At 65.6% G+C, this 23,583-nt stretch carries 22 protein-coding genes; 10 read left to right on the top strand and 12 right to left on the bottom strand.

The annotated features are described in order from the left end of the window. Window positions 1-34 precede the first annotated feature (34 nt). The 3 genes from ACVWY6_RS11870 to ACVWY6_RS11860 are packed head-to-tail and all read right to left on the bottom strand — an operon-like array spanning window position 35 to window position 2,889. Complete coding sequence (locus ACVWY6_RS11870) at window positions 35-394, bottom strand: GntR family transcriptional regulator (RefSeq protein ID WP_030170681.1); 360 nt, start codon at window positions 392-394, stop codon at window positions 35-37. Window positions 395-416: 22 nt separating this feature from the next. Beyond that, window positions 417-1,667 carry an arginine deiminase gene (gene arcA, locus ACVWY6_RS11865; protein WP_457538199.1) on the bottom strand — a complete coding sequence of 417 codons (1,251 nt, stop codon included), beginning with the start codon at window positions 1,665-1,667 and terminating at the stop codon, window positions 417-419. 10 nt (window positions 1,668-1,677) lie between these two features. Continuing rightward, a complete protein-coding gene (locus tag ACVWY6_RS11860; RefSeq protein WP_030170675.1) occupies window positions 1,678-2,889 on the bottom strand; it encodes an MFS transporter in 1,212 nt (403 codons plus the stop codon). Window positions 2,890-3,038: 149 nt separating this feature from the next. Here ACVWY6_RS11860 and ACVWY6_RS11855 point away from each other — a divergent pair, with 149 nt between their 5' ends. Beyond that, complete coding sequence (locus tag ACVWY6_RS11855) at window positions 3,039-3,872, top strand: oxygenase MpaB family protein (protein ID WP_030170672.1); 834 nt, start codon at window positions 3,039-3,041, stop codon at window positions 3,870-3,872. 55 nt (window positions 3,873-3,927) lie between these two features. Beyond that, a complete protein-coding gene (locus ACVWY6_RS11850) occupies window positions 3,928-6,075 on the top strand; it encodes a molybdopterin-dependent oxidoreductase (protein ID WP_457538197.1) in 2,148 nt (715 codons plus the stop codon). 13 nt (window positions 6,076-6,088) lie between these two features. Here the strand turns inward: ACVWY6_RS11850 and ACVWY6_RS11845 are convergent, their stop codons facing one another. Then, window positions 6,089-7,600: an MFS transporter gene (locus ACVWY6_RS11845; protein WP_116915900.1), complete on the bottom strand. Its 1,512-nt coding sequence runs from the start codon at window positions 7,598-7,600 to the stop codon at window positions 6,089-6,091. 68 nt (window positions 7,601-7,668) lie between these two features. Between ACVWY6_RS11845 and ACVWY6_RS11840 the strand changes: the two genes are divergently transcribed. Next, window positions 7,669-8,253, top strand: a complete 585-nt coding sequence (locus ACVWY6_RS11840; RefSeq protein ID WP_457538195.1) for a TetR family transcriptional regulator — start codon at window positions 7,669-7,671, stop codon at window positions 8,251-8,253. On the opposite strand, the gene ACVWY6_RS11835 is transcribed toward ACVWY6_RS11840, so the two are convergent. Both ACVWY6_RS11835 and soxR read right to left on the bottom strand, forming a co-directional pair. Continuing rightward, the gene (locus tag ACVWY6_RS11835; RefSeq protein WP_457538193.1) at window positions 8,254-9,261 is read right to left on the bottom strand and encodes a TauD/TfdA family dioxygenase; all 1,008 of its coding nucleotides are present in this window, start codon (window positions 9,259-9,261) and stop codon (window positions 8,254-8,256) included. Window positions 9,262-9,392: 131 nt separating this feature from the next. Beyond that, entirely contained in the window at window positions 9,393-9,869 is a 477-nt protein-coding gene (gene soxR, locus ACVWY6_RS11830; RefSeq protein ID WP_031333534.1) for a redox-sensitive transcriptional activator SoxR, read from the bottom strand. A gap of 53 nt (window positions 9,870-9,922) precedes the next feature. Between soxR and ACVWY6_RS11825 the strand changes: the two genes are divergently transcribed. Together ACVWY6_RS11825 and ACVWY6_RS11820 are read left to right on the top strand one after the other, a co-directional pair. Beyond that, window positions 9,923-10,453 (top strand): NADPH-dependent FMN reductase, encoded by a 531-nt coding sequence (locus tag ACVWY6_RS11825; RefSeq protein WP_457538191.1) that lies wholly within the window; start codon window positions 9,923-9,925, stop codon window positions 10,451-10,453. Between the two features lie 2 nt (window positions 10,454-10,455). After that, window positions 10,456-11,943 carry a DHA2 family efflux MFS transporter permease subunit gene (locus ACVWY6_RS11820; protein ID WP_457538190.1) on the top strand — a complete coding sequence of 496 codons (1,488 nt, stop codon included), beginning with the start codon at window positions 10,456-10,458 and terminating at the stop codon, window positions 11,941-11,943. 6 nt (window positions 11,944-11,949) lie between these two features. On the opposite strand, the gene ACVWY6_RS11815 is transcribed toward ACVWY6_RS11820, so the two are convergent. Continuing rightward, the gene (locus ACVWY6_RS11815; protein WP_457538188.1) at window positions 11,950-12,480 is read right to left on the bottom strand and encodes a hypothetical protein; all 531 of its coding nucleotides are present in this window, start codon (window positions 12,478-12,480) and stop codon (window positions 11,950-11,952) included. 103 nt (window positions 12,481-12,583) lie between these two features. Further along, the gene (locus tag ACVWY6_RS11810) at window positions 12,584-13,459 is read right to left on the bottom strand and encodes a universal stress protein (protein ID WP_165842464.1); all 876 of its coding nucleotides are present in this window, start codon (window positions 13,457-13,459) and stop codon (window positions 12,584-12,586) included. 499 nt (window positions 13,460-13,958) lie between these two features. Between ACVWY6_RS11810 and ACVWY6_RS11805 the strand changes: the two genes are divergently transcribed. Together ACVWY6_RS11805 and ACVWY6_RS11800 are read left to right on the top strand one after the other, a co-directional pair. After that, window positions 13,959-14,126, top strand: a complete 168-nt coding sequence (locus tag ACVWY6_RS11805; RefSeq protein WP_207779615.1) for a hypothetical protein — start codon at window positions 13,959-13,961, stop codon at window positions 14,124-14,126. Window positions 14,127-14,128: 2 nt separating this feature from the next. After that, on the top strand, window positions 14,129-14,629 hold the full coding sequence (locus ACVWY6_RS11800; protein WP_457538185.1) for a DUF5994 family protein: 501 nt from the start codon (window positions 14,129-14,131) through the stop codon (window positions 14,627-14,629). Between the two features lie 17 nt (window positions 14,630-14,646). Here ACVWY6_RS11800 and ACVWY6_RS11795 read toward each other — a convergent pair whose 3' ends face one another. Beyond that, window positions 14,647-16,275, bottom strand: coding sequence for an AMP-binding protein (locus ACVWY6_RS11795; protein WP_457538183.1), 1,629 nt, complete (start codon window positions 16,273-16,275; stop codon window positions 14,647-14,649). Between the two features lie 91 nt (window positions 16,276-16,366). On the opposite strand from ACVWY6_RS11795, the gene ACVWY6_RS11790 reads away from it, so the two are divergent. Continuing rightward, complete coding sequence (locus ACVWY6_RS11790; RefSeq protein WP_457538181.1) at window positions 16,367-17,224, top strand: LuxR C-terminal-related transcriptional regulator; 858 nt, start codon at window positions 16,367-16,369, stop codon at window positions 17,222-17,224. A gap of 3 nt (window positions 17,225-17,227) precedes the next feature. Here ACVWY6_RS11790 and ACVWY6_RS11785 read toward each other — a convergent pair whose 3' ends face one another. Continuing rightward, window positions 17,228-19,033, bottom strand: coding sequence for an ABC transporter ATP-binding protein (locus tag ACVWY6_RS11785; RefSeq protein WP_457538179.1), 1,806 nt, complete (start codon window positions 19,031-19,033; stop codon window positions 17,228-17,230). Between the two features lie 98 nt (window positions 19,034-19,131). Between ACVWY6_RS11785 and ACVWY6_RS11780 the strand changes: the two genes are divergently transcribed. Beyond that, a complete protein-coding gene (locus ACVWY6_RS11780; RefSeq protein ID WP_062800510.1) occupies window positions 19,132-19,707 on the top strand; it encodes a TetR/AcrR family transcriptional regulator in 576 nt (191 codons plus the stop codon). A 29-nt stretch (window positions 19,708-19,736) separates the two neighbouring features. Continuing rightward, the gene (locus tag ACVWY6_RS11775; protein WP_023962834.1) at window positions 19,737-20,939 is read left to right on the top strand and encodes a trans-sulfuration enzyme family protein; all 1,203 of its coding nucleotides are present in this window, start codon (window positions 19,737-19,739) and stop codon (window positions 20,937-20,939) included. Between the two features lie 6 nt (window positions 20,940-20,945). On the opposite strand, the gene ACVWY6_RS11770 is transcribed toward ACVWY6_RS11775, so the two are convergent. Together ACVWY6_RS11770 and ACVWY6_RS11765 are read right to left on the bottom strand one after the other, a co-directional pair. After that, window positions 20,946-22,175 (bottom strand): MFS transporter, encoded by a 1,230-nt coding sequence (locus ACVWY6_RS11770; protein ID WP_457538177.1) that lies wholly within the window; start codon window positions 22,173-22,175, stop codon window positions 20,946-20,948. A 105-nt stretch (window positions 22,176-22,280) separates the two neighbouring features. Further along, the gene (locus ACVWY6_RS11765) at window positions 22,281-23,531 is read right to left on the bottom strand and encodes an amidohydrolase family protein (protein ID WP_457538175.1); all 1,251 of its coding nucleotides are present in this window, start codon (window positions 23,529-23,531) and stop codon (window positions 22,281-22,283) included. Window positions 23,532-23,583 lie beyond the last annotated feature (52 nt).

The raw sequence follows: 23,583 nt of genomic DNA, 5'->3' as shown, positions 1-23,583 counted from the left end.
CGGGTTCACCCTGCGCAACCGACCTAAATGGCCCCTAGCTGCGCAATGCCTGCTTGAGCAGCGCCTCGATCTGTGTGTCGTCGACACGCAATTGTCTCAGGGCGGCAACATGCTCCACGGTCAACTGCGCGGCCCGCTGCACCGAGGAATCGGCGTGCGCCTTCACAAACGACCCCTGTCGCCCTCTGGTCTCGATGACGTCCTCGGCCTCGAGTTCACGGTATGACCGGGCGACGGTATTGGGGGCCAGATCGAGCTCTTCGGCCAATGCGCGGACGGTGGGAATCCGGCTGCCGGCGAGCAGCCTGCCCGAATTGACCAGTTCGATGATGCCCCGGCGCACCTGCTCGTAGGGTGCGACGTCGGATTCCGGATCGATGGACAGTTCGATCATCCCGGCACCGCGCCTGTGTGTGTCACAGCGGATCCCTCGACACCGGGCACGACATGCACCGCGGACCGCCGCGTCCCGAGCCGAGTTCACTGCCCGCGATGGTGAGTACCTCCACGCCCGAATCCTCGAGTCTGCGATTGGTCTCCACGTTCCGGTCGTACGCAACGACAACACCCGGGGCGAGGGCCAGGGTGTTGTTACCGTCGTCCCACTGTTCACGCTCGGCGGTCACCGCATCCAGACCGGTGTCGATCACCCGTAACTTCTCGATTCCCATGGCGTCGGCCGCCGCCTCGACGAAAGGGGCGGGCCCCGTCACCGAGACCGAGCCGTCTGTCATCGCGATCGTGAACGCCGACAGGGAATCCTGGATCACCGGGTACATCACCACCGCGTCGGTGTCGACCATGGTGCAGACCGTGTCCAGATGCATCGACGCGCGTCGCTGCTCGATCGGGACGGCGAGCACCGTGTGCGCCAGACCATCCTCGAACAGGCTGCGCGCCAACGCTTCCGCACCTGCTGGAGTGGTGCGCTCACCGACACCGACGGCGACCACCCCGGGTGCGAGCAGCAGTACGTCACCACCTTCGACCGGCGCGGTGTGCGATTCGTAGGCACGCCGGACGCCGAGGAACCGGGAATGGTGGGCGTAGATCAGGTCAGTCAACGACGTCTCGCGGACACGGGCCGGCAAGGCGAGGGAGGTGATCGCGAAACGATCACCGATCCAGAACGAGCTGTCGCGGGTGAACAACAGATTGGGAAGTGGGTCGATGGCGAACTCGGTCCCGTGGTGCATTCGCCAGACCAGAGATGACCGGGCCGAGGCCGCCGACTCGGGCATCTCGTCGAAGGTCATCCCCGCCATCAGGACGCCCGCCAGGTCGGTCGGCGACAACTTGCGCAACTCGGTGGCGAGGTCATGGGCCAGATGGTGACCGAGGCGGCGGGGGCTGACCGCCGCGGCGATCCCCTGCATCCTGGCGGCGCCGCTGTTCGCGATCGTCTCGGTGAGCAGGTCACCGAGCAGCAGTACCTCGACGCCACGCCCACGCAACACCTCGGCGAAGGCGTCGTGTTCTTCCTGCGCGCGGTCCACCCACGGCAAGCCGTCGAACAAGAGTTGGTCACTGTTGCGCGGGGTCAGACGCCGCAATTCGTCGCCAGGGCGATGCAACATGACGGCGCGGAGTCGGCCAACCTCGGAATTGGCACCCAATGCTGGTCCTTCACCCGACTCGGGGTGCTCGGGACCGGACTCCTCAGACATGCCGTCAACGTTAGTTCGGTCGCGGCTCTTTCGCCGGTATCTGTACACCGGTGCGCGCGGGCGCGGTCTCCCGGGCAAAGCCCCAGACGATCAACGCGGCGAAGGCGATCGCCCCGGTCATGGCGAACGCCGGCCCGAAACCCCAGGTTTGGGCGATGGCCCCGGCGATGACCGGCCCACTGATGGATCCCAGATCGGTGGTCATCTGGAAGGTCGCCAACGCAGGCCCGCCCTGGCCCCTGCCTGCCAGCACGTCGGCGAGCGCGGCCTGGTGGGTGGGCGCGAAGAGGCCGGAGCCGATGCCCGCGACAAAAGTGAGTCCGCCCACGATCCAGATGTTCCCGCTGTAGCCGAGCACCACGGTGGCCCCGCCCATCAGAGCCAGGCCCGGCAACATGATCGGCCGGCGACCCCATGAATCCGACAGCCTCCCGGCGACCATGATCGCGAGTACGTTGCCCGCCGAGTAGATGGCCAGCACCACACCGGACATCGCCGCCGATTCACCCAGCTCGTCGACGATGAGCAGGGGCACCAACGCCACCCGCACGCCCATCGACGCCCACCCCTGCGTGAAACTGGACGCGAGAATCGCCCGGTAGGCCGAGTCGCGCAACGCTTCTCGCAACGGCATCGCCGCCTGGGCGGCCGCACCCGGCTGCGGTCGGCCGCCGACGCCGCGCAACTGGGTGGCCACCACTGCAGAGGCGACGAGCAGCGCGATGGCGTAGACGACAAACGGCATCCGCAGCCCGAAGCCGATCAGCGCGCTCCCCACAAGAGGGCCGGTGATGTTGCCGACGAGGAATCCGGCACTGAAGTAGCCGGACACACGTCCGCGGATGTCGGGTGGCGCCAGCCGGATCATCAGTGCGGTCGCCGACACCGAGAACATGGTCGAGCCGATACCGCCCAGACCGCGGAAGACGAGCAGTTGCCAGTAGGTCTGCGCGAATGCACACGCGAGGGTGGACGCTGCGACGATCAGCAGGCCTGCCAGATAGATCCGCCGCTCCCCCAGCACCCGCACCAGCCGGCCGCTCACCGGCGCGAAGGCCAGACGCATGAATGCAAACGCCGAGATGATGATCGACGCAGCGGTGATGCCCACGTTGAAGCTGCGGGCGAATGTCGGTAGCGCCGGCGCGATGAGTCCGAAACCCAGAGCGATGACGAAGTTCGAGCTGAGCAGTACCCAGATCTCGCGGGGTATCTGCTTCACACCGCCCAAGTTACCGCCGACGCCTGACCGGACCCCAACCGCGCCCCGGCGAACGAGCCGGGCCCCGTTCTGCGCCGGCAGTCGGCCGAAAGGTCTACGATCTGATCACACGCGTAACCACAATTCCACACCCCTGGAGCCACACCACGATGCACAAGAACCCAACCCGCACGGCCGATCTCATGACCACACTCGGCTCCACCATGGGTGTGGCGAACGTCATCATGCAGCTGTCGTTGCCCGGGGTGGGCTATGGGGTGCTCGAGAGCCGGGTAGACAGCGGCAGCACCTTCAAGCACCCGTTCAAACGGGCGCGCACGACCGGGCAGTACCTCGCGGTGGCCATCCAGGGCACCGACGACGATGCCGAGTACGTCCGCACTGCGATCCAGGCGATCCATTCTCAGGTCACCTCCACACCGCAGAGCCCGGTCGGCTACAGCGCGAACAACCCCAACCTGCAGCTGTGGGTGGCCGCCTGCCTCTTCCGCTACTTCGTCGACCAGTACGAGTTCATGTACGGCAGGCTCAGCGACGCATCCGCCGACGCGATCTACGCCGATGCCGCCCGGCTCGGCACCACACTCAACGTGCGTCCCGACATGTGGCCCGCCGACCGAGCCGCCTTCGAGGCCTACTGGGCCGAGCAGATGCAGAAGATCTCCATCGACCCGCCGGTGCGGGAGATGCTCGTGTCGCTGGCCGACCTCAGCTTTCTGCCGGGGCCCCTCGGACGGGCCGGAGTGGTGATGCAGCGGGTCCTCGGTCAACGCACTTTGTTCATGACCAAGGGCGCCCTGCCGCCCGAGTTCCGCGATGCGATGGGCTTCACCTGGACAGCGGACGACGACCGCCGCTACCGCAAGGCCATCGCCATGCACCGCCGCTTCGACCGGGTCAATCCCGGCATGCTCAAGGGTTACAACCAACTGATGCTGGCGGGACTGCGCACGCGCCGGAAACTGGGCATCCGTGTCTTCTGACCGGTTGTCCCGAACGCGACCGCAAGCCGGTGATCGGGGGCTAGGCTCGGCACGCATGCTGCCCCTCACCACGCACGGCGTGTGCAACCTCTGCGAAGCCATCTGCGGACTGCAGGTCACCGTGGTAGACAACCGCGTCACCGACATCCGCGGCGACCGCGACGATCCACTGTCGCGCGGGCACATCTGTCCCAAGGCGACAGCACTGACCGATCTGCATGCCGATCCCGACAGGCTCCGCACCCCGGTCCGCAAGACCGCCGACGGCGGGTGGGAGACGATCAGCTGGAAAGACGCGACAACGTTGGTGGCCGAACGTATCTCGGCAACACAACGTGTCCACGGCCGCGACGCGGTGGGCCTCTACCTCGGCAATCCGAGTGTGCACAGCCTGGGATTCGCGACCCACGGCCTGTCTTTCCTCGGTGCCTTGGGTTCGAAGAACATGTTCTCTGCGACATCGGCCGACCAGCTGCCCATCCAGCTGGTGGCGCATCTGATGTACGGACACCAGCTCCAGATCCCCATTCCCGACCTCGACAACACCGATCTTTTCTTGGTCTTCGGCGCAAACCCGGTGGTGTCCAACGGCTCGATGATGACCGCACCCGACTTCCGGAACCGCATGCGCGACCTGCGCCGTCGCGGCGGGCGGCTGGTAGTGATCGACCCTCGCCGCACCGAGACCGCCGCCATCGCCGACGAGCACCACTTCGTCCGGCCCGGCACCGATGCGGCGCTGCTGCTGGCGATCCTGCATGTGCTGGTGCATGAGCGGGGCGTGGACAACGCACGCATCGAACATCTCCCGTTGTCGGGCATGGACGGCGTGCGCGATGCGTGCGCCACCACCACACCGGACTGGGCCGGACCGATCACCGGGATCGATCCTGGCGAGATCCGTCGCATCGCCGGTGATTTTGCCGAGGCAGATCGTGCCGTGGCGTACGGCCGGATGGGTGTGTCGACCCAGCAGTTCGGCACCGTGTGCCAGTGGGCGATCCAGGCGATCAACGCTGTCACCGGCAACCTCGACCGCGTGGGCGGGTCTCTTTTGACCGATCCCGAGATCGACCTGGTGGCCCGGAAGCTGAGCGGTCGTGGGCATTTCGACAAGTGGCGCAGCCGCGTCCGAGACCTGCCCGAGTTCGGCGGCGAACTGCCGGTGGCCACCCTCGCCGACGAGATACTCACCCCTGGCGCCGGGCAGATCAAGACGCTCATCACCCTCGCCGGCAATCCGGTGTCATCCACCCCCGGCGGAAGCCGCCTCGACCACGCCCTCGAGAACCTCGACTTCATGGTCTCGCTGGACTTCTACGTCAACGAGACCACGCGCCATGCCGACATCATCCTGCCGCCGACGATGATCCTCGAACGAGACCACTACGACCTGGTGTTCCATCAGCTCGCGGTCCGCAACACCGCCCGGTTCTCACCCGCGGTGGTCAAGAAAAGTGCTGGCGCCAAGCATGATTGGGAAATCTTCCGTGACCTGACCCTGGCGCTCGGGCGGGCACGCACCACCAAGCGAAGCCTGCGTGAGCGGCTTCGTGCCGTCCCCGCCTCGGCCACATCGTCGGCTCGAATCCATGCAACCCCGAAGATGTTGATCGCGTTGCTGCTGCGAACCGGGCCCGGTGATCTCACGATGCGCGACCTCCTGAAGTCGCCCTCGGGTCGTGACCTCGGGCCGTTGCGTCCCGGCCTCCGACGCAAACTGGTTGCGAAGTCCAAAACGGTGAACGTCGCTCCTTCGCTGATCGTGGACGATCTCGAGCGGGTCCACAGCGACCTCGTGGGTACACACGACGGCGAGCTCCTACTGATCGGACGGCGGCATCTCCGATCGAACAACTCCTGGATGCACAATTCCGAGAGACTGTCCAAAGGCCAAGAGCGTCATCATCTTCTGATGCACCCCAAAGACCTGGCGCACAGCGGACTGTGTGCCGGCGACAAGGCTGTGTTGCGCTCACGCGCCGGCAGCACCACGGTCACGGTCGCCGAGACCGAGGACATCATGCCGGGTGTGGTCAGCCTGCCCCACGGCTTCGGTCAGAACCGCAGCGGCGTCCAACTGGCGGTGGCCGGTCTCATCGACGCACCGAGCGCCAACGACGTGACCGACCCGCAGTTGCTGGATGCGGTCTCGGGCAACGCCGTACTCAATGGCGTGCCCGTGACCGTCTCCGCCGTCTGACGAGGCCCGGGCGTCAGCCCATGTGGACCGCGCCCTGCGCAGGCAGGTCGTGCTTCTTGACCCGGGCCAGGATCAGCACCACCGGTGTCACCAGGACCAGCAGACCCGCTGCCCACGCGAACGCGGACGTGTAACCCGACACCTCGGCGGCGAGGAACGCTGTCGCATCGGATGTGGCCGGATTCGACGGCAGTGCATCTGTTTTCGCCGAGGTGTACACCGTGGTCAGAAGAGCGGTACCCAGTGCCGCGCCGACCTGCAGGCCCGCGCTCGAGAGTGCACTGGCGGCGCCGGCGTCATGGTCACGTACACCGATCAGCGCCACGTTCTGCACCGGCACCATCAGCAGTCCCATACCGAATCCGAAGACGGCCAGGGCCGGGAAGACACCGGTCCAGTACGAACTGTCCACGTCGACCTGGGCGAGCAACAGTAGACCCGCGGCGGCGACCACCGGGCCGATGGCCATCGGGACCTTGGGCCCCACCGCCACAGCCAGTTTCGCGGCGATGCCCGACGCAAGCACGATGAACGCCGTGATCGGCAGACAGGCGACACCGGCGATCATCGGACTGAAACCCAGAACCGCTTGAAGGTAGATGGCCAGATACAGCGTGCTCCCGACGAGCGCGACGCCGGCGAGTGCGATACCGATGAGTGCCGAACCACGGTTGCGGTGCCACGGAACCGACAGGGGCAGCAGCGGATTGGCCGACCGGTGTTCCACCACCGCGAACAACGCGAGCACAACGAGTCCGCCGACGATGAACCCGATGGCGTCGGGTTCCAGCCAACCGTGCTCGGCGCGGGTGAAACCGTAGACGAGGGAACCCAGTCCCACGGCGACCAGGATCGCCCCGGGCAGGTCATAACTGGTGTCGCCGTGCGCCTTGGTCTCCTTGACCACCGGAACGGCGGCGGCAATCGCGACCACTGCGATCGGGATGTTCACCAGCAGGCACCAGCGCCAGTCGACATACTGGGTCAGAGCGCCACCCAGGAGCAGTCCGATGGCCGCGCCACCTCCGGAGATAGCGCCGTAGACAGCAAATGCCTTGGCACGCTCTTCATCTCGGGTGAATGTGGTGGTGAGAATCGCAAGCGCGGCCGGTGCGACCAGCGCCGCGAACACACCTTGACCGGCGCGGGCGATGAACAGCTCGATGCCGTTCTGCGCGATGCCACCGACGCCGGACATCACCGCGAAGCCGACCATGCCCACGACAAACGAGCGCTTGCGCCCCCAGTAGTCGGCGATGCGACCGCCGAGTAGGAGCAACGCTCCGAACGCCAGCGCATACGAGGTGACCACCCACGCGCGGTCGCCGTCGGTGATGCCCAGATCGGCCTGGGCGTCCGGCAAGGCGATCGAGACGATCGTGCTGTCGAGGACCACCATGAGCTGGGCCAGGGCCACGATCGCCAGCACCAGCCAGCGGCGTTGGTGATTGGGATTGGCGGGTCCGGGGTCGATCGCGGCGGAACCGGTTTCGGGCACGTTTGTACCCACAGGGGATGTGGTCATGAGAAGCGACGGTAATCCTGTTTCTCCCCAAAATCAAACGAACTAGTTCGACTGACTATGCTTGATCGATGGCCCCCACCGATGTGACGGCGACAAAGCAGCGAATTCTCGACGCAGCGCGAGACGAGTTCGCGGTCCATGGACTGGCCGGCGCCAGAATCGATCGCATCGCCTCGAATGCCAGCGCCAGCAAGGAGCGTCTCTACGCGTACTTCGGCGACAAAGTGGCCTTGTTCCACGCGATCCTCGACGCCGATTTTGATCGCTTCCTCGATGCGGTCCCGTTCGACGCCGAGGATGTGCCCGCCTATGTGGTGGCCCTTTTCGACGACCTCGTCGCCAGACCCCAGACCCAGCGATTGCTGTTGTGGGGCCAACTCGAGGGCCGCGCTCCGCGACTGCGTGAGCTCGCGACATCCGATCCGCGATGGCGCATCCGCATCGACGCCATCCGTGCCGCACAGCAAGCGGGGCAGATCGAGCCGCACTGGGATCCGGAAGACGTACTGACGATCATCTTCGGGCTGGTGTCGAGCTGGGTCACCACCCCGGGGTCAGACGGCCACGCCGATGTCTCCCCCGCTGTCGTCGATCACCGCAGATCGATCGTTCGCGAGTCCGCGCGCCGGATCTTCAGCCCGGCGCCGAACTGATCAGCAACCCTCGATCTCGATGATCGGCGATCCCTCACGCCGGGCGAAGCGAGATGTCGCCAGGTTGCACAGCCCCTGAGTCCTACACAGCCATCGGTCGCCGCCGTCCCACTGTGCGGTGAATGCGCTGCGGCCGTGGATTGCTCGACTGTTGTCGAGGATGAAGAGTTCACCCGGATGCAGCACCACCTCGCTGCGGTGGGCCATCCACACGTCCCGGACGGCCGCCAGCGCACTCCGATGTTCCGTACTGGCCGTCGACATCAGGTCCTCGTCGTACGTGAGCACCGGGTCGTCCCAGGAACCACTCAGCACCGGAATGGGACCACGCACCTCGTCTGGGACGCCACCATCGATGAACGAGCTGTCGACGCGCGTGAAATAGACCGGATCGCGCAGTAGTCGCGAGGTCTCCGCGGGCAGTCTGCGCTGCAACTCTCGCGCGGAGAGCAGGTACGTCGAGGCGTTGGGGTCGCCGCGCAGGCAGCCCAACGCGATGAAGTCCGGGCGGGTGCGCAGGTTGTGACACTGCTCGGTGTGGCTCTCGAGGTCCACGGCACTCCCGGTGGACGTCTGCCGACGCAGATGGCGACGCACCGGGACAAGCGTCTGGACCAGTTCTCCGCGACATTCCGGCCGGTAACCCACGAGATGCACGATGCTCGACAGCAGCAGGGCCGATTGCCTGGCCATCAGCGTGTGGCGTGTGTTCGCACCCACCGCATTGTCGGGAGTCGGCGGAATCGGGCCGACCTCGAGCCCGCTGAGCAACAGCCCCCCGTCGCCGTCGACGAGGAAGTCGAACAGCAACTCCCTCAGTTCGGCCGGTAGCAGCGCCGTCGCGAGACGGCTCTGGCGCGCGAACGCGTGGGGGTCGTCCAGGGGGTCGGCGGTGATGTTCTGGGCAATCAACTCGACGACCTCGCGACTGCCGGCAACCGACTTGCGCCGGACGGTCGGCCACGGGGTTCGAGGTGTCCAATCGGCGTGCGTTTGTGCACTCATCATGAGTCCGCCCTCCGGTCAATGCTCGTTGCGGTAACAACAGCGTAGTGCGCAACACCGCTGCGCACACCGCAACAGGGACGGCCAGCCATCCGGAGCCGAACGCGCCCGGCGACGCCGTGGGCCGGCTGCCGCTAGTCGGTCGCCTCGAGTTTGCGTTCGCAGGAGTCGGTGATCAGCCGGTTGTTGCCCAACCCCTGTTGCGCATAGGCATCTCCGGGATTGAGCAGCATGCACGCCTTCATCGACAAGCAGCCGCACCCCACGCACGAGTCCATCAGGTCTCTCATACGTTGCAGCAGAGCAATTCGCTCGTCGAGGTCGTCGACCCATCGTTGTGACGCGCGGTGCCACATCGACTTGGTCGGCGACTCGTGCTCCCCGAGAGCTTCGAGTACCGAGCCGATGGTGGCGAGCGGAATGCCTGCCGCCTGCGATGCGCGGATGAACGCGACCCTGCGCAACATCGCCCGGTGGTAGCGGCGCTGATTACCTGTCGTGCGCCTGCTGAATATCAATCCGCGATCCTCGTAGTATCGAACCGCCGATGGCGCGACCCCTGCTCGGATGGCCAGCTCCCCGACCGTCATCTCCAATTTCTTCGGTGGCATGACCACATCGTAGCTTGACTTCAAGTTCACTTGAACTTGAATACTCGTTTTCCATGACGCACACACAGCCAAAGTTCGTTCTCATCGTCGGTTCGGTCCGTCCGGGCCGGATCGGCCTCAAGGTCGCGGAGTGGTTCCTACAGCACATGCGTTCTCGCGACGCCGATTTCGAGATGGTGGACCTCGCCCACCCCAGCGACACCCGGACGAGCGCCGTCTTGGCATCCGCCGACGGCTTCGTCGTGGTCACCCCCGAGTACAACCACTCCTACCCCGGCGAGCTCAAGATCCTCATCGATGCCCACCGTGAGGAGTGGAAGAAGAAGCCCGTCACTTTCGTGTCCTACGGCGGGATGTCGGGCGGTCTTCGTGCCGTGGAACATCTTCGCGCCGTGTTCGCCGAACTCTATTCGGTCGGCACCCGCAATGGCGTGGTGATCCACGCGCCGTGGGACCACTTGGTCGACGGAACGCTCGAACTCGACGATGCCGCCGTCACCTCCGCCGGGGCGGCGATGGACGAATTGACCTGGTGGGCCGAGTTGTTGAAATCGGCACGCGTGGCGGATCAAGGGGCGGCGTGATCATGGATGCTCGAGCAAGGAAGGTGGCAGCGATTCTCGCGCTGGGCACCCTGATGGTGATGCTGGACGTCACGGTGACCGTTGTTGCGATCCCCGGGCTCGCCGACTCGTTCGACACAAATCTCGCGACCGTGCAATGGGTGACCACCGCCTACGCTCTCGCACTTGTCGCCGTGATGCCGACAGCGGCATGGATGATCGGACGATTCGGTGCCGCACGCGTGTACATCTGCGCACTGACCATCTTCGTGGCAGGATCGGCCCTGGCAGGTCTGGCCTGGAATGTGGAGAGCCTCATCGCCTTTCGGGCGGTTCAGGGATTCGGCGGAGGTTTCCTGCAACCGGTCGGCATGACGATAGCTCTTCAGCTCGTCGATGAACGGCACCGAGGGAAGATGATGGGCTGGCTCGGCCTCCCGTTGCTCATCGGGCCGGTCCTCGGCCCCACTGCGGGTGGGTTCCTCGTCGACAGCGTGGGCTGGCGATCGCTGTTCCTGATCAACGTTCCGATCGGGATCGCGGCAATCATCCTGGCCATCAAGGTGTTCCCGCGAACAAAGGGAACAGAGATACGCCCCCTCGACTGGGCGGGCCTGCTGATGCTGGCACCCGGTGGCGCACTGCTCGTGTTCGGCCTGGCCAAGGCCGGCGACCACGGGGACCCTCTCACGCTCGCTGTCATCGCCCCTGCCGGGGCCGGGGCACTGCTGTTGGCGTTTTTCGCGCGGAGAACACTGAACACCGAACGTCCCTTGCTCGACCTCCGGTTGCTTCGCGAGCGGTCGTTGTCGACGGGCGCGCTGACCATGCTGCTGGTGGCCGGGGCGTATTTCGGTTCGATGATGATTCTGCCCATCTACGTCCAGGCAGTTCGGGGAGACACCGCGACCACTGCCGGCCTACTGATGATCGGCCAGGCACTCACCACCGGCGTGGTGGTGCAGATCGCCACCCGTCTGGTCGATCGTGTGGACCCGCGAATGGTGGTGTGGTTCGGGATCTCGGCCACGGTGGTCGCAATGTCGTTGATGACAACGATCCTCGACGACAACACCTCGTACGTCGTGGTCGCCTTGATCGGCGTGGTGATGGGTATCGGGATCGGTTCCACGTTGATGCCCGTGATGACTGCCGCCCTACGTGGCGTCTCGGCCGATCACATGCCCTCGGGTACAACGATATTGACGACCGGCAACCAGTTCGCCGCCGCGATCGGCGCGGCGGCGGCCGCGACAGTGCTCACGACTCACCTCAACAATCGGGTGCCCCTGCTCGACCACGGCGGTATGGCCGCGGCGCTCGGGCTCTCGGGAGCCGAACGATCGGACGCAGGGCCGGAACTCGCCGACGCCGTAGCCGACACCTACCTGCTGACATTGGGCCTGCTCGTCGCGGCGCTTGTGACGTCGTTCCTTCTCCCGCGGACAGCAGTCCCGCTCAGAACGGCCGAGCCCGCCGAACGAACCGAACTCGCCGCGGAAACGGGCTGAACACCGCTAGGCGACGACACGCCTCACACGACCGCGCTCGGGCCACGGCCAATCGAACTGCAGTTCGCCGCCGACGCCGAGCTGCCGCCAGCGGCGGGCCAGGCCATCAGCTTCGGTGAGGCAGTCATCGATTTGGCGCGCGGTGGCGCCGGCGATCTCGATCCGATCATCCAGCCGCGGTGGCACCAGATGTCCGTCATGACGCTGGTGCCACCGCACATGAATGACAAAAGCCAGCGACTCCGAACGCTGAACACCGTGTCCTGCGGTCACGTTCCTTTTCGAACTTCGCTTCGCCCATCGTTTGTCACGCTGGGCATCGAGGGGCACGAAGGTGCGCGCGTCGCCGCCTGCTGCCAATTGTCCGAAGATGCCGTCCTGGATCCGCCAATGACGTTCCACCAGAAGGTGGATGAGGTCATGGGGCAGATGGTCGTCGTAGCCGGGGGCCGGCTTCATCACCACATCGTCGGCGTGTTGACGACGCGCTTCCACGGCGTATTGCCGCTGACCTGTTCTACGGAAGATGACCTGCACAGCTGCATACGTTAGGCCCAGATCACCACATCTGCCACGGGTTTTCGCCACCGCGCGGCAAAGGGACGATGAACCTCGGAGTCCGGCTGTCCGGGTGAGAGGACTACTTTGTTCGCGCCGGCTTGACCACGAGCACCGGGCACGTGGCCTTGTGCAACACGGCCTGACTGGTCGAACCGAGCAGCAGCCCGCGGAACCCGCCTCGGCCGCGACTACCCACCACGAGCAACTGAGCGTCGGTGGCATGTTCGATCAGTTGGTTGGCCGGGCCGTCCGGCACCACGACGCGTTCGATCTCGACGTCCGGGTAATCGCTGCCGAATCCGGCGATGCGCTCGGCGACGACTTCGTGGGCTTCGTCCGCGAGCCGCTGCAACTGGTCCGCATCGAGTCCGTACCCGTTCAGCGCGTCCGATGCCAGGTCTGTCCAGGTGTGCACCACCTTGAGCTTTGTCCCGAGCTGAGATGCCTGCTCGAAGGCGGCAGACAGTGCAGCCTCGCTCAACTCCGAGCCGTCGATCCCGACCACCACCGGGCCGGGGCCACCCGGGCCCGCGTAGACCACAACCGGGCTCGTCGCGTGAGCTGCGACATCCACACCGACCGATCCGAGGAACAGACCACGAACGCCACCGAGGCCGCGGCTGCCCACAACCACCAGAGCCGCGTCATGCGAGGCGTCGATCAACACCGGGCTGGGCCGGCCCTCCACGACCTTTCCGGTCACGTCGACAGACGGAGCGGTTTCACGCGCCTTCGCTGCTGCTTTGTGTACGTTCTCTTCGGCTTCCTTGCGGATGATGTCGATGACGTCCTGCGGGATGACCAACGCCGGCGCGTACGCCGCGGCCTGTGTCTCGTAGGCGGCCAGGATCGTCAACGACTTTCCCTGCCGCTCGGCAGCTTGTGCCGCCCACACCGCTGCCTCGAGGGCAGACTCCGATCCATCGATTCCGACAACAATTGTCGAGCTCACCATTGAACCTCCTTTTTCGCGTTCCCCGACCATCCTTCTCTCCTTTTGTTCGTCGTCAACGCGCGGCGCGCGTCTACTGCGACACATGCAGGTGAACTGCGCGGGCCGACAGGCGGGCCCCACAGCCGCGATTGTGGCCGGGGTACCCGTACACTAGAGACGTCGGACACATTACGAACGCTGTTCGTGCTCGAACATCCACCGGCCGCCGTCTCTCCCACCTGGCCTGAGAAGGCGTCGGAATGGGCCATCAGCCCAGGTGAGCGGCATGAAATGGCTAGCGGCTACGAAAGGCCGATCCATACCGCTGCGGTGTCGGGTAGCAGACCTGAAACCGATACACCGCTCGTTCACTCCCTAGATCGCAGCCGGATGCCCGGCTCGTCTCGCAGATCGTGTTCATGCTTCACCGCCGACGGCGACCGCTGGATCCATTCCCCTCGCCGCGGCCCACAAACTCGAGCGCCACACAATCGGCACTCACACCAGAAAGAAGACAAACATGCAGGATCGAGACCTTTTCTCGCACCGCGAACTGAGCCATTCTGATGACTCGCACAAAGCAGCCCCGTCGGGCGACATCCCTCAACCGGTGTTCTCCGATCTCGTGATCGACCCGAAGGCCAAACGCCAAGAAGCGCAATCCACATTCGTATCGGACCGTGGCTGACCATGAGTAAACCGATGTCGGCGCCGATCCGCTTCACGCTCGCCCGCGAGCGCGGCGCCAACATCGACGGAGCCTGGTGGCCCGAGACCGCCCGCGTCGGCAACGAACTGCCGTTGTTGGTCAGTGCCCTCAATCCGCTGCTCGGAGTTGTTCGGGATGTGTCGGTGAACTGGTCGCGCTCCGACTCGTTCCCGGATCTCGATGCCGTCGACTACGACGGCATCAGGAACTCGCTGATCCCGGTCGCCCAACGAATCATCTGCCTGACCGGTCTCAAACGCACCGCGACGTTGTTGGTCATCCCTTACCGGACATCGCCCGCATTGGCCGTGGCAATTCTCGGCGAGTCCGCAGGCATCGCCTCTGCGGGCAACGCATCGGCCAAGGCGCGGGTTTCGGCCAGACGGATCGTCCGCGAGGCGACCAAGCAGATTCACGGCGCCCTGCCGATCGCCAAGACACCCGCGGCCAAACCGCGCGGAGGAGCGCGCTCAGAGGCCTGATCGGCTCCGACCGTTTCTCACCGCTTCCGCAGCACGAATCGCTGGACCTTTCCGCTCGGAGTCTTGGGCAGAGCATCGATGAAATGAACCTTGCGCGGATAGGCGTGGGCCGCGAACTTCCTCTTCACCAGTTGCTGCAGGTCTGCCTCGAGCTCCGGCGAGGGTTCGGCCGAATCATGCAGCACCACATACGCTTCGAGTACCTCGCCGCGCAATTCGTCGGACTTGCCGACCACTGCCGCCTCCATGACCGCGTCATGCATGACAAGGACACTCTCCACATCGAACGGCCCGATCCGGTAACCGGCCATGATGATCACGTCGTCGTCGCGCGAGGAGAAGAAGTAGAAGCCGTCACCGTCCACCGCCCCCGAGTCCCCGGTCAGGTACCACCGGCCGTCGCCGGTGTAGCGGCTCGCCGTCTTCTCCGGCGCGTTCACATAGCCGTTGAACCAGAGCAATTGACTGGATGAGGTGTCGATCGACACCCGCCCGAGCGTTCCGGCGGGGGCCACGTCATCCGAATCCTCTTGCAGCACCGCACATGACCAGCCCGGCAGTGCCCGTCCCATCGAGCCGGCCGGTACATCGGTGCGCAGCGAATCGTGCCAGGCATTGACGATGAACATGCCATGCTCGGTCTGCCCGTAGTGATCTCGCACCGCCACACCCAGAGCATCGCTGGACCAACCGACGACGTCCGGGGTCAGCGGCTCACCGGCCGACGACGCCCGGCGCAGCGTGATCTTCTCCGGCGGCGCATCCCCCGCTCGCAGTGCGCGGTAGACGGTCGGCGCCGCGGCGAAGTTGGTCACCTCGAACTCTCGGAGCACCTGCCACGTCAAGGCAGGCGAGAATCCCGCGTGCAGCAGCAGGCTTCGGGTGCCCGAGGCCATCGGCCCGAGAAGTGCGTAGTACAGCCCGTAGGCCCAGCCCGGGTCGGCGGCGTTCCAGAACACGTCCTCCGGCCGCACGTCCAGGCCGAACTCCTGGTAGGCGTGGAACGACGCCAGTGCACGCACCGGGACCGGGACGCCCTTCGGTGTGCCGGTGGTGCCGCTGGTGAAGAGTTCGACCAGCAGGCCGTCGCCGCCGACCGTCACCGCGGCCGCACCCGGTTCGTCAGACGTGTGCGCGTCGATCAGCGCAGACAGTTGGAGTCGGTCGTCGGAGGTGTTACCGGCGGCGATCACCTGCCACGGCGCGTCGGCCGGCATGTCCTCGCCGGGCGCGAGCTTGGTCAGCTGGTCGAGGTCGGAGATGACGATCTTGGCACCGCTGGACTGCAGTCGGTACGCGATGGCGGGGGGAGCAAAGGCCGTGAAAAGCGGGACATACACCGCTCCGCGACGCCAGATGCCCAGTGCCGCAACGATGAGATCGGCGGACTTCCCCATGAGCGTCGCGACCCGGTCCCCCGGCTCGACGCCGAGGTCGGCAAGGGCCGCCGCGAATCTCGAGGACTGTTCCCGAAGGTGGCCATAGGTGAGGTCCACCGACGTCACGTTTCCGGCGCCTGCGGAGTCGATGACGGTGAACGCGATCGCATCACCCGGGTGCCGATCACACAGCAGGTCGGCAGCACACGCCTGCGGATTGTCGTACTGGGCCAGCAACTCGGCCACTCGGTCATCGATGGCATTCATCTGCGGAGTCCTCTTCTCGCTCGCTCGTTCCACACACGAGTAGGATCCAGGTCACACTTGTCCGCCCGCTACCCCCGAAAAGGGGTGACACATGACCAGCTCGTCCCCCGTACTCCGTCCACGCGACACCGACGCTCTACGCAGCGAGATGCGTCAGGTGGCGACGCGGTCGGAGACGCCGGTGCTGTTCGGCGGTGAGGTCCACGCGGGCACCCTGATCCTCAGCGAGTTCGTCGGCACCCGAACCAACGGGCTGCGGGGTCTGGCCGTGAGTTCGTCGTCGGGGCTGGGCGGCCGTGTGGTCGACCGACTGCGTCCGGCGTCGGTCTCGGACTACCGCAACGCCTCCGCCATCACCCACCACTACGACCGGCCGGTTCTGGGCGAAGGCCTGCGATCGGTGCTGGCCGTGCCCGTGGTGGTGGACAACCGTCCGCGCGCCGTCCTGTACGCAGCTCGGCGTGACGCCGCACCCATTGGAGGGCGCACCACGGACGCGGTGGTCGAGGCCTGTCGACGACTTGCGGCAGAGATCGCAATCCGCGACGAGGTGGACCGACGTGTGGCGATGATGACCGCGGTCGCCGCCATCCCGCAACACACCGATCCTGTTGCCACAGAGGAACTCCGGAGCATCCATGCCGAGTTGCGCCAGTTGGGCGCAACGCTCGACAACCGCGCGGCCACCCGGCTGCGAGACATGTCCGAACGCCTCGCCCGAATCATCAATTCTGACATGGACACCCCGGGCGATGTGGCACTCGCCCCCCGTGAGATCGACGTCCTCTCCGCGATATCGCTCGGCGGTTCCAACATCGATGTGGCCAAGCGACTGTCGTTACGTCCCGAGACGGTGAAGAGCTACCTGCGTAGTGCCATGCGCAAACTGGATGCCCACACCCGGCACGAAGCGGTAGTCGCAGCACGACGGATGAACCTACTCCCCTGAGCATCAGCTCAGAGTCGACGGATGTACGTCGTGAGAGAGTTCGAATCCTCCGGCTCGCACCATTCGCCCGTACAAATCATCGGTTTTCATCAACACGTCGTGACTGCCCACCGCGCTCACCCGCCCCTCGTCCATGACGATGATCGTGTCGGCATGTCGCACCGTCGACAAGCGATGGGCGATGGTGATCACGGCGCCCGTGTGGGCGCGTCGTCTGATCGAGTCCACGATCACCGCCTCGGTGAGGGTGTCGACCTGTGATGTCGCCTCGTCGAGCAACAAGATGGGCGAGGGACGAATCATCGCGCGCGCCATCGCTATCCGTTGGCGTTGTCCGCCCGACAGGTCCGTGTCACGGATCGGCGTGTCCACACCCGCCGGCAGAGCGGCAATGGTCGAGTCGAGTTTGAGCAAGGTGAGCACCTCTGCGAGTTCGCTGTCATCGGCTTCGGGGTGGATGAACCTCAGGTTGTCACCCACCGTGCCCGGTACGAGCGGCGATTCCTGTTCGACGTAGGCGATCTGCTCTCGCACCTCTGCCACCGTCATCTCCGCATACCCGAAGCCCCCGAGTCGCAGAACGCCGCTGTCGGGTTCGATGAAGCGGAGGATCGCCGAGAAGAGCGAGGTCTTGCCTGCACCGGACGGTCCGACGATGGCAGTGTGACCGATGGCGGGGATCTCGACCGACACCCGGTCGAGCGCGGGCAGCAGGTCGTCGCCGTACCGGAATGTCACGTCGTCGAACACGATTCCCCCGCTGTCTGCACCACCATGCTGGGGCAGTGGGACTTTCACCGCCGGAGCCGAGACCTCCGACTCCAGGCTCTCCATCTCCCGGATACGGATTGCTGCGGCGATCCCGGACTGCAGCGCGGTGATGTTCTGCGTCAACTCCGACACGGGCCCCATCAAGGTGAAGGCGTACAACAGAAAAGCGATCAGTGTCGACACATCCATCGAGCCGGCTTCCACACGCCACGCCCCCAGTGCGAGGATGGCGATGATCGCGCCCTGCACGCCGGTCCACCCGGCCGTCATGGCGCCGGCAGAGACACGCACCGCGGCCACCGCATGCGCGCGGGCACGAGCGGCGTTGTCGCCGATGACCGCGCCCACCCGGTCTTCCGCTCCGGCCGCCTTCACTGTTCGCACCGAGCGCAGACTGCCTTCCAGGACACCGCCGAGATGCCCGAGTGCTTCCTGAGTGCGCGCTTCCGCCTTGGCAATTCGTGGCATCAGCACCGTGAACACCGCCGCGACACAGATGATCGCGACCATGGTGACCCCGAGCAACACCAGGTCCAGCACACCCATCAGCACAATGGTCCCGACGGCGACGCAGGTCGCGTTGATGACCCCGACCACCGCGCTCGACGCCGCCTCGCGCAGTAACACCGTGTCGGAGGTGACGCGAGTGACCAACTCGCCCACCGGCCGGGCCTGGACCGACGGAACGCTGGATCCGAGCAACCGGCGTACCAGTGACGAACGAGCGTCGTAGACGATCGACTCCGCAGCGGTTCCCAGCACGATCCACTGCGCGCAGCCGAGTACCGCCCCGACCACCAGGAAGATCACGAGCACCAGGACCGGGGTGACGATCGAGGAATCGTTCCCCAGCGAATCCAGGATCCACTTGGTCACCATCGGCGTCGCGAGGACGGTGACCGAACCGCTGAGCGCCAGCACGAGGCCCAGGACGATCGATCTGAGGTGAGGACGCGCGAACCCGGCGAGAACCTTGATGTTCTTCAGGTCACCGGATGCCGCCGCGGGAGGGCTGTTCTCTGCGATCGAAGTGTCCATGCCCAAGTGGAACACACATGTTCCATTTTGGAAACCGACTTGTTCGTCGCGGTACGGCGACAACCCGTCGTTGATGACAGCGCGACTATGCTCACGTCATGGTCGCGACCTCAACCGCCGAGGAGTCCGGAGCGCGTGAGCGTACTCGCCGGGCAATTCTCGACGCGGCTGTGGCCGCACTCGCCAAGTCCCCCACTGCGCCGCTCGCGGAAATCGCAGATCGCGCGAGAGTCGGCCGCACCACGTTGCACCGCTATTTTCCGGAACGTTCCGATCTGCTCGGTGCGGTTGCGCGGTTCGCCGAGCAGTCCGTCGCGGACGCCGGCGAGCGCGCCGACCTCGCACGGGGCACGGGTCTGGAAGCGATCTTGCGATTATGCGAGGAGTACTTCGAACTCACCGATGTGCTCGCCGTCTTGTTCTTCGCTTCCGGGGTGAATGATCAGGACATCGCCTTCACGGACGGCACGGTCATAGAAGCCGTCGAACGCGGACGATCCGACGGCTCGATCGACGCCGAACTCGAAGCGGAGTGGATCGTGAACATGATGTGGGCACTGCTCTATGCCAGCGTTGATCACGTCAATCGTGCATCCGGCACCCGCATGAAGGTGCAGACGATGACACTGCGGAGCCTACGCAAAGCCATTTCCGCGACATCGGTGCCCGCGTGACATCGGTGCCCGCGTCGTAATCTGAGCTCATGAGCCGCCCCGACAACGACGACCCGTCCACCCTGTCCTTCGACAGCCGCGCGGTGCACGCGGGCAACTCGGTGGACAAGGGCTCTGGCGCCGTACGCACGCCGATCGTGATGGCGAACTCGTACGCCCTGCCCGACGACCCGTCGAACGTCAGCTGGTCCGGGACCGACATCCCGCTGTACACCCGCAACTCGGGCGCCAATCAGATTGCGCTGCAGAAGAAGTTGGCGGCGCTCGAAGAGGCGGAAGACGCAGTCGCCCTGGCCTCGGGGGTTGCCGCGCTGCACGCGGTCTTCTTCACGTATCTCAACACCGGTGACCATGTGGTGGTCGCCGACGTCACCTACGAGGCCACGTGGAAACTGTTCACCGAACTACTCCCGGTCAAATACGGCATCGAGGCGACCTTCGTCGACGCATCCGATCCGCGAGCGGTCGAAGAGGCCATGCTCCCGACCACTCGTCTGGTGCATGTCGAGGCCATCGCGAACCCGACCACCAAGGTCACCGACATCGCCGCGGTCGCCGCCATCGCGCACGACGGCGGAGCGTTGCTCGTCGTCGACTCCACATTCACCCCGCCCCCGCTGTATCGGCCCCTCGCCGACGGGGCCGACCTGGTGGTGCATTCACTGACGAAGTACTACAACGGGCACGGGGACGCGATGGGCGGTGCCGTGGTGGGCGCACGCAGTCTGATCGATCCCATCAAATCTCATGCCATGGTCGATGTCGGAGGAGTGATCTCGCCGTTCAATGCGTGGTTGATCAGCCGCGGTTCGATCACGCTGCCGCTGAGGCTGTCCCGACATCTCACCTCGGCCGAGCAGGTGGCGCAGTTCCTCGAGGCCGACGATCGGGTGGCCTACGTCGCCTATCCGGGACTGGCCTCACATCCCCAGCACGAGTTGGCCTCTCGCCAATTCGGCGGTCGAGGTCACGGAGCGATGATGGCGTTTGCCGTCCGTGGGGACTCCGACACCCAGAACCGGTTTGTTGCGAACCTGAGGATGATCACCTCGGCGGTCTCGCTCGGACACGACGAATCACTCATCGTGCACGTCGGCACCGAAGGCGCGCGAGTCGCGAACTACCCGAGCGAGTTCCGCGAGTGGGGTCACCTGCGTTTCTCCATCGGGCTCGAGGATCCCGCCGACATCATCGCCGACCTGTCCGCGGCTCTGGACGACACGTTCAGCTGACGCCCGTCAGATCGCGTCACGCGGACGCATCAGCAGGGCGATCAGTCCGCCCACAGCCATCACGGTGATGACCGAGGCGAACACCACGCCGGCGGTGGTCAGCGTCCACGCCTGCGCGGCGAAGCCATCCGCGATGATCGGTACCGAGATGGCAAGGTAGGCAACAACAAAGTAGGCGGATGTGGCATCGGCCTTGCGCTCGGGCTCCACCCGGGCGGCGATGGCGGCGATCCCCTTGCTGAACAACAGGCCTTGACTCGCCCCGGAGATCACGGCGCCGACGATCAATCCCGCCAGCGACGCAGCCTCCAGACTGACGATCAACACGGCCATACCCACGGTGAGTGAGATGTATCCGGCGACAAGTGATGGGCGAACCGGTGCATTCGACAAGACGATCTGTGTGGCAGCCGAGGACGCGAAGAGGACAAAGACCACCAGCCCCGTGATCGTGGGCGACGAGATGTCCAGGACCTTGGTCATGAAGTTGGGGGCGACCGCGGTGAACAGACCACACACCGCAAACCCGGCTACCGCTCCGATCACGGCCTGCGGGAAGATCCCGCGCACCGAGGGCGGCACACTGATCCGCTGCAATGTCGGCCGAGCCCCTTTGCGCACCTTCACCGTCTCGGGAACGGTGACGAGGCCGGCACCAGCGATCACGAGCAGGAGGGCATGCACAACAAAAACCGTCCGCGTCGGATACGGCGCGAACTCGGTGACCACGCCGGCGACCAGAGGACCCAGGCCCAAGCCGCCGATGTTGGCGGCGGTGGCGATCGCCGGTGCCATCCGGCGTCGAGTCGCAGGCGCAGCCTCGATGACCGCGACAGTTGCCGTGCTGGTGAAGATGCCCGCGGAAAATCCCGAGACCAAGCGCCCGACGAACAAGATCTCGACACTGCCACCGATCAGGAACAAGACCGCGCTGACCAGTGACAGCGCCACGCCTGCGAAGAGCATCGGGCGGCGGCCGATCGTGTCCGAGAACTGTCCCACCCCGATGAGCGCGGCAATGACCCCGACCGCATACGTCGCGAAGATTACGGTGGTCATCAAGCTGCCGAAGCCGAACTCCCGCTGGTATTCGGGGTAGAGCGGGGTCGGCAACGTGGTGCCCATCATCACCACCGCGAACGCGTACACCGCCGCGGGGAAGGCGATCAGCCGTAGTCCTCGGCCCGGCGCCGGATGTCCGGTGTGGGTGTCGACTCCGGCACCGGCAGCAGTCATGGCAGAGCCTTTCGGTCGGTGAGTCTCGCTGGTGCGCACGGGCACCTCAACGTCAGCAACGCTCACGATCTTCCGCGGGGGCCGGATGAGCCCGGAATGTCCGAGTCAGTGTGCGGAAACTGCCATCTGGGTTCGGGTCTCACTCACCGACACCAGCTTGCCGTCGTGGATCACCACCCGATCGGCGGGGGCGTTGGCGATGACGTCGAGAACACTCGTTCCTCGGACGGCCAGGAACTCTGCGCGTGCCCCCACGCGTGGGCCTGCCTCGGGCAGCCCCATCACTGCCCGCGCGTCTTCGGTGACCATCGCCATGGCGATGTCCGGGTGTACGTGCGCTGCCGTGATGGCCAGCATCGCGGTCTCGAGTGCGTCGCTGCGCCCAACCGGGTTGAACGCGTCCCGCACGTTGTCGGCACCGGCCGCCACCCGGATGCCCGCTTCTCGGAGCGGTTCGATGGCGGTGATTCCCCGCGGAGTCGAGACCGGGTGACCTCTGCCCTGCAGATAGAGGTTGGTGATCGGGTTGGCCACCACCCCGATGCCGCTCGAGGCGATGACCGGCAACAGTCCTGCGAGTTCTGTTCTGCTCATCGTGCCGAGCCGGGTGCAGTGTCCGGCGGTGCGGATCCGGCCCGCCGGCCATGTCGCCACGCGTTCGGCGAATGCCCCGATGGTGTGGTGATCGCCCTCCAGGAACTCGTCGGTGTGCAGGTCCACGCCCACTCCCCTGGCCTCGGCGATCGCCAGCAGGCGGTCCAGGTCGCCCAGCGGGTCCGGCGCACTGTGCGGTGAGCCGCCCACGAGGTCGGCGCCTGCGTCGAGTGCCTGATGCACCAGTTCGTCGGTGGCGTACACCTTGCTCAGCGCTACGATCTCGATGTCCATCACCCCCTCGAGTTCCCTTCGAACCCGGTCGATGGCCCGGATCCCCCGGAGGGGGTCGGGGCCGAGCAGGATGTCGACATGCGACCGGACGGCGGTGGTGCCGTTGCGCAGCAAGGCCAGGGCGGCCGTTCGCGCGCGTGTCCGGAATGACTCCTCGTCGAGACCGGCGCTGCCTTCCTTCCAGTTCGCGATCGCATCGTGCAGGTCGCCGAGGGGCGGCCGCAACACATCCCACGAAAGTGCCTTGTCCAGATGCGCATGAGGCTCGGCAGGTGCGGTGAGCAGAACGTACCCACGCAGGTCGAGTACGTCGGCTCGGTCCGGAGCAACCGCGCGCTCGTCTGTGGGTCGCACAGCCGTCACGACCGCGTGACCATCGACTTTCGAGATGTCGACGTCGACCACGGATCCGTCGGCGAGCACGGCGCCGCGTAGCTGCGAGAGCGATTGCGGCAAAGAGAGATTCATTGTTCAACCTTCTGATCTGCACATGGGGCGAGAAGTGATGCGGAGGCGCCTG

The sequence above is a fragment of the Williamsia sp. R60 genome (assembly GCF_054063855.1).
The sequence above is the reverse complement of the archived record's forward strand: the minus strand, read 5'-3'. Positions and strand labels throughout refer to the sequence as shown.

Excerpts from the sequence above, each read along its gene's own strand:
- ACVWY6_RS11780 (WP_062800510.1), top strand. The coding sequence starts at position 19,132 with ATGGTCGCGACCTCAACCGCCGAGGAGTCCGGAGCGCGTGAGCGTACT.
- ACVWY6_RS11785 (WP_457538179.1), bottom strand. The coding sequence starts at position 19,033 with ATGGACACTTCGATCGCAGAGAACAGCCCTCCCGCGGCGGCATCCGGT.
- ACVWY6_RS11775 (WP_023962834.1), top strand. The coding sequence starts at position 19,737 with ATGAGCCGCCCCGACAACGACGACCCGTCCACCCTGTCCTTCGACAGC.
- ACVWY6_RS11870 (WP_030170681.1), bottom strand. The coding sequence starts at position 394 with ATGATCGAACTGTCCATCGATCCGGAATCCGACGTCGCACCCTACGAG.
- ACVWY6_RS11770 (WP_457538177.1), bottom strand. The coding sequence starts at position 22,175 with ATGACTGCTGCCGGTGCCGGAGTCGACACCCACACCGGACATCCGGCG.
- ACVWY6_RS11820 (WP_457538190.1), top strand. The coding sequence starts at position 10,456 with ATGGATGCTCGAGCAAGGAAGGTGGCAGCGATTCTCGCGCTGGGCACC.
- ACVWY6_RS11825 (WP_457538191.1), top strand. The coding sequence starts at position 9,923 with ATGACGCACACACAGCCAAAGTTCGTTCTCATCGTCGGTTCGGTCCGT.
- arcA (WP_457538199.1), bottom strand. The coding sequence starts at position 1,667 with ATGTCTGAGGAGTCCGGTCCCGAGCACCCCGAGTCGGGTGAAGGACCA.
- ACVWY6_RS11805 (WP_207779615.1), top strand. The coding sequence starts at position 13,959 with ATGCAGGATCGAGACCTTTTCTCGCACCGCGAACTGAGCCATTCTGAT.
- ACVWY6_RS11835 (WP_457538193.1), bottom strand. The coding sequence starts at position 9,261 with ATGATGAGTGCACAAACGCACGCCGATTGGACACCTCGAACCCCGTGG.
- ACVWY6_RS11845 (WP_116915900.1), bottom strand. The coding sequence starts at position 7,600 with ATGACCACATCCCCTGTGGGTACAAACGTGCCCGAAACCGGTTCCGCC.
- ACVWY6_RS11840 (WP_457538195.1), top strand. The coding sequence starts at position 7,669 with ATGGCCCCCACCGATGTGACGGCGACAAAGCAGCGAATTCTCGACGCA.
- soxR (WP_031333534.1), bottom strand. The coding sequence starts at position 9,869 with ATGCCACCGAAGAAATTGGAGATGACGGTCGGGGAGCTGGCCATCCGA.
- ACVWY6_RS11850 (WP_457538197.1), top strand. The coding sequence starts at position 3,928 with ATGCTGCCCCTCACCACGCACGGCGTGTGCAACCTCTGCGAAGCCATC.
- ACVWY6_RS11800 (WP_457538185.1), top strand. The coding sequence starts at position 14,129 with ATGAGTAAACCGATGTCGGCGCCGATCCGCTTCACGCTCGCCCGCGAG.
- ACVWY6_RS11810 (WP_165842464.1), bottom strand. The coding sequence starts at position 13,459 with ATGGTGAGCTCGACAATTGTTGTCGGAATCGATGGATCGGAGTCTGCC.
- ACVWY6_RS11790 (WP_457538181.1), top strand. The coding sequence starts at position 16,367 with ATGACCAGCTCGTCCCCCGTACTCCGTCCACGCGACACCGACGCTCTA.
- ACVWY6_RS11795 (WP_457538183.1), bottom strand. The coding sequence starts at position 16,275 with ATGAATGCCATCGATGACCGAGTGGCCGAGTTGCTGGCCCAGTACGAC.
- ACVWY6_RS11765 (WP_457538175.1), bottom strand. The coding sequence starts at position 23,531 with ATGAATCTCTCTTTGCCGCAATCGCTCTCGCAGCTACGCGGCGCCGTG.
- ACVWY6_RS11855 (WP_030170672.1), top strand. The coding sequence starts at position 3,039 with ATGCACAAGAACCCAACCCGCACGGCCGATCTCATGACCACACTCGGC.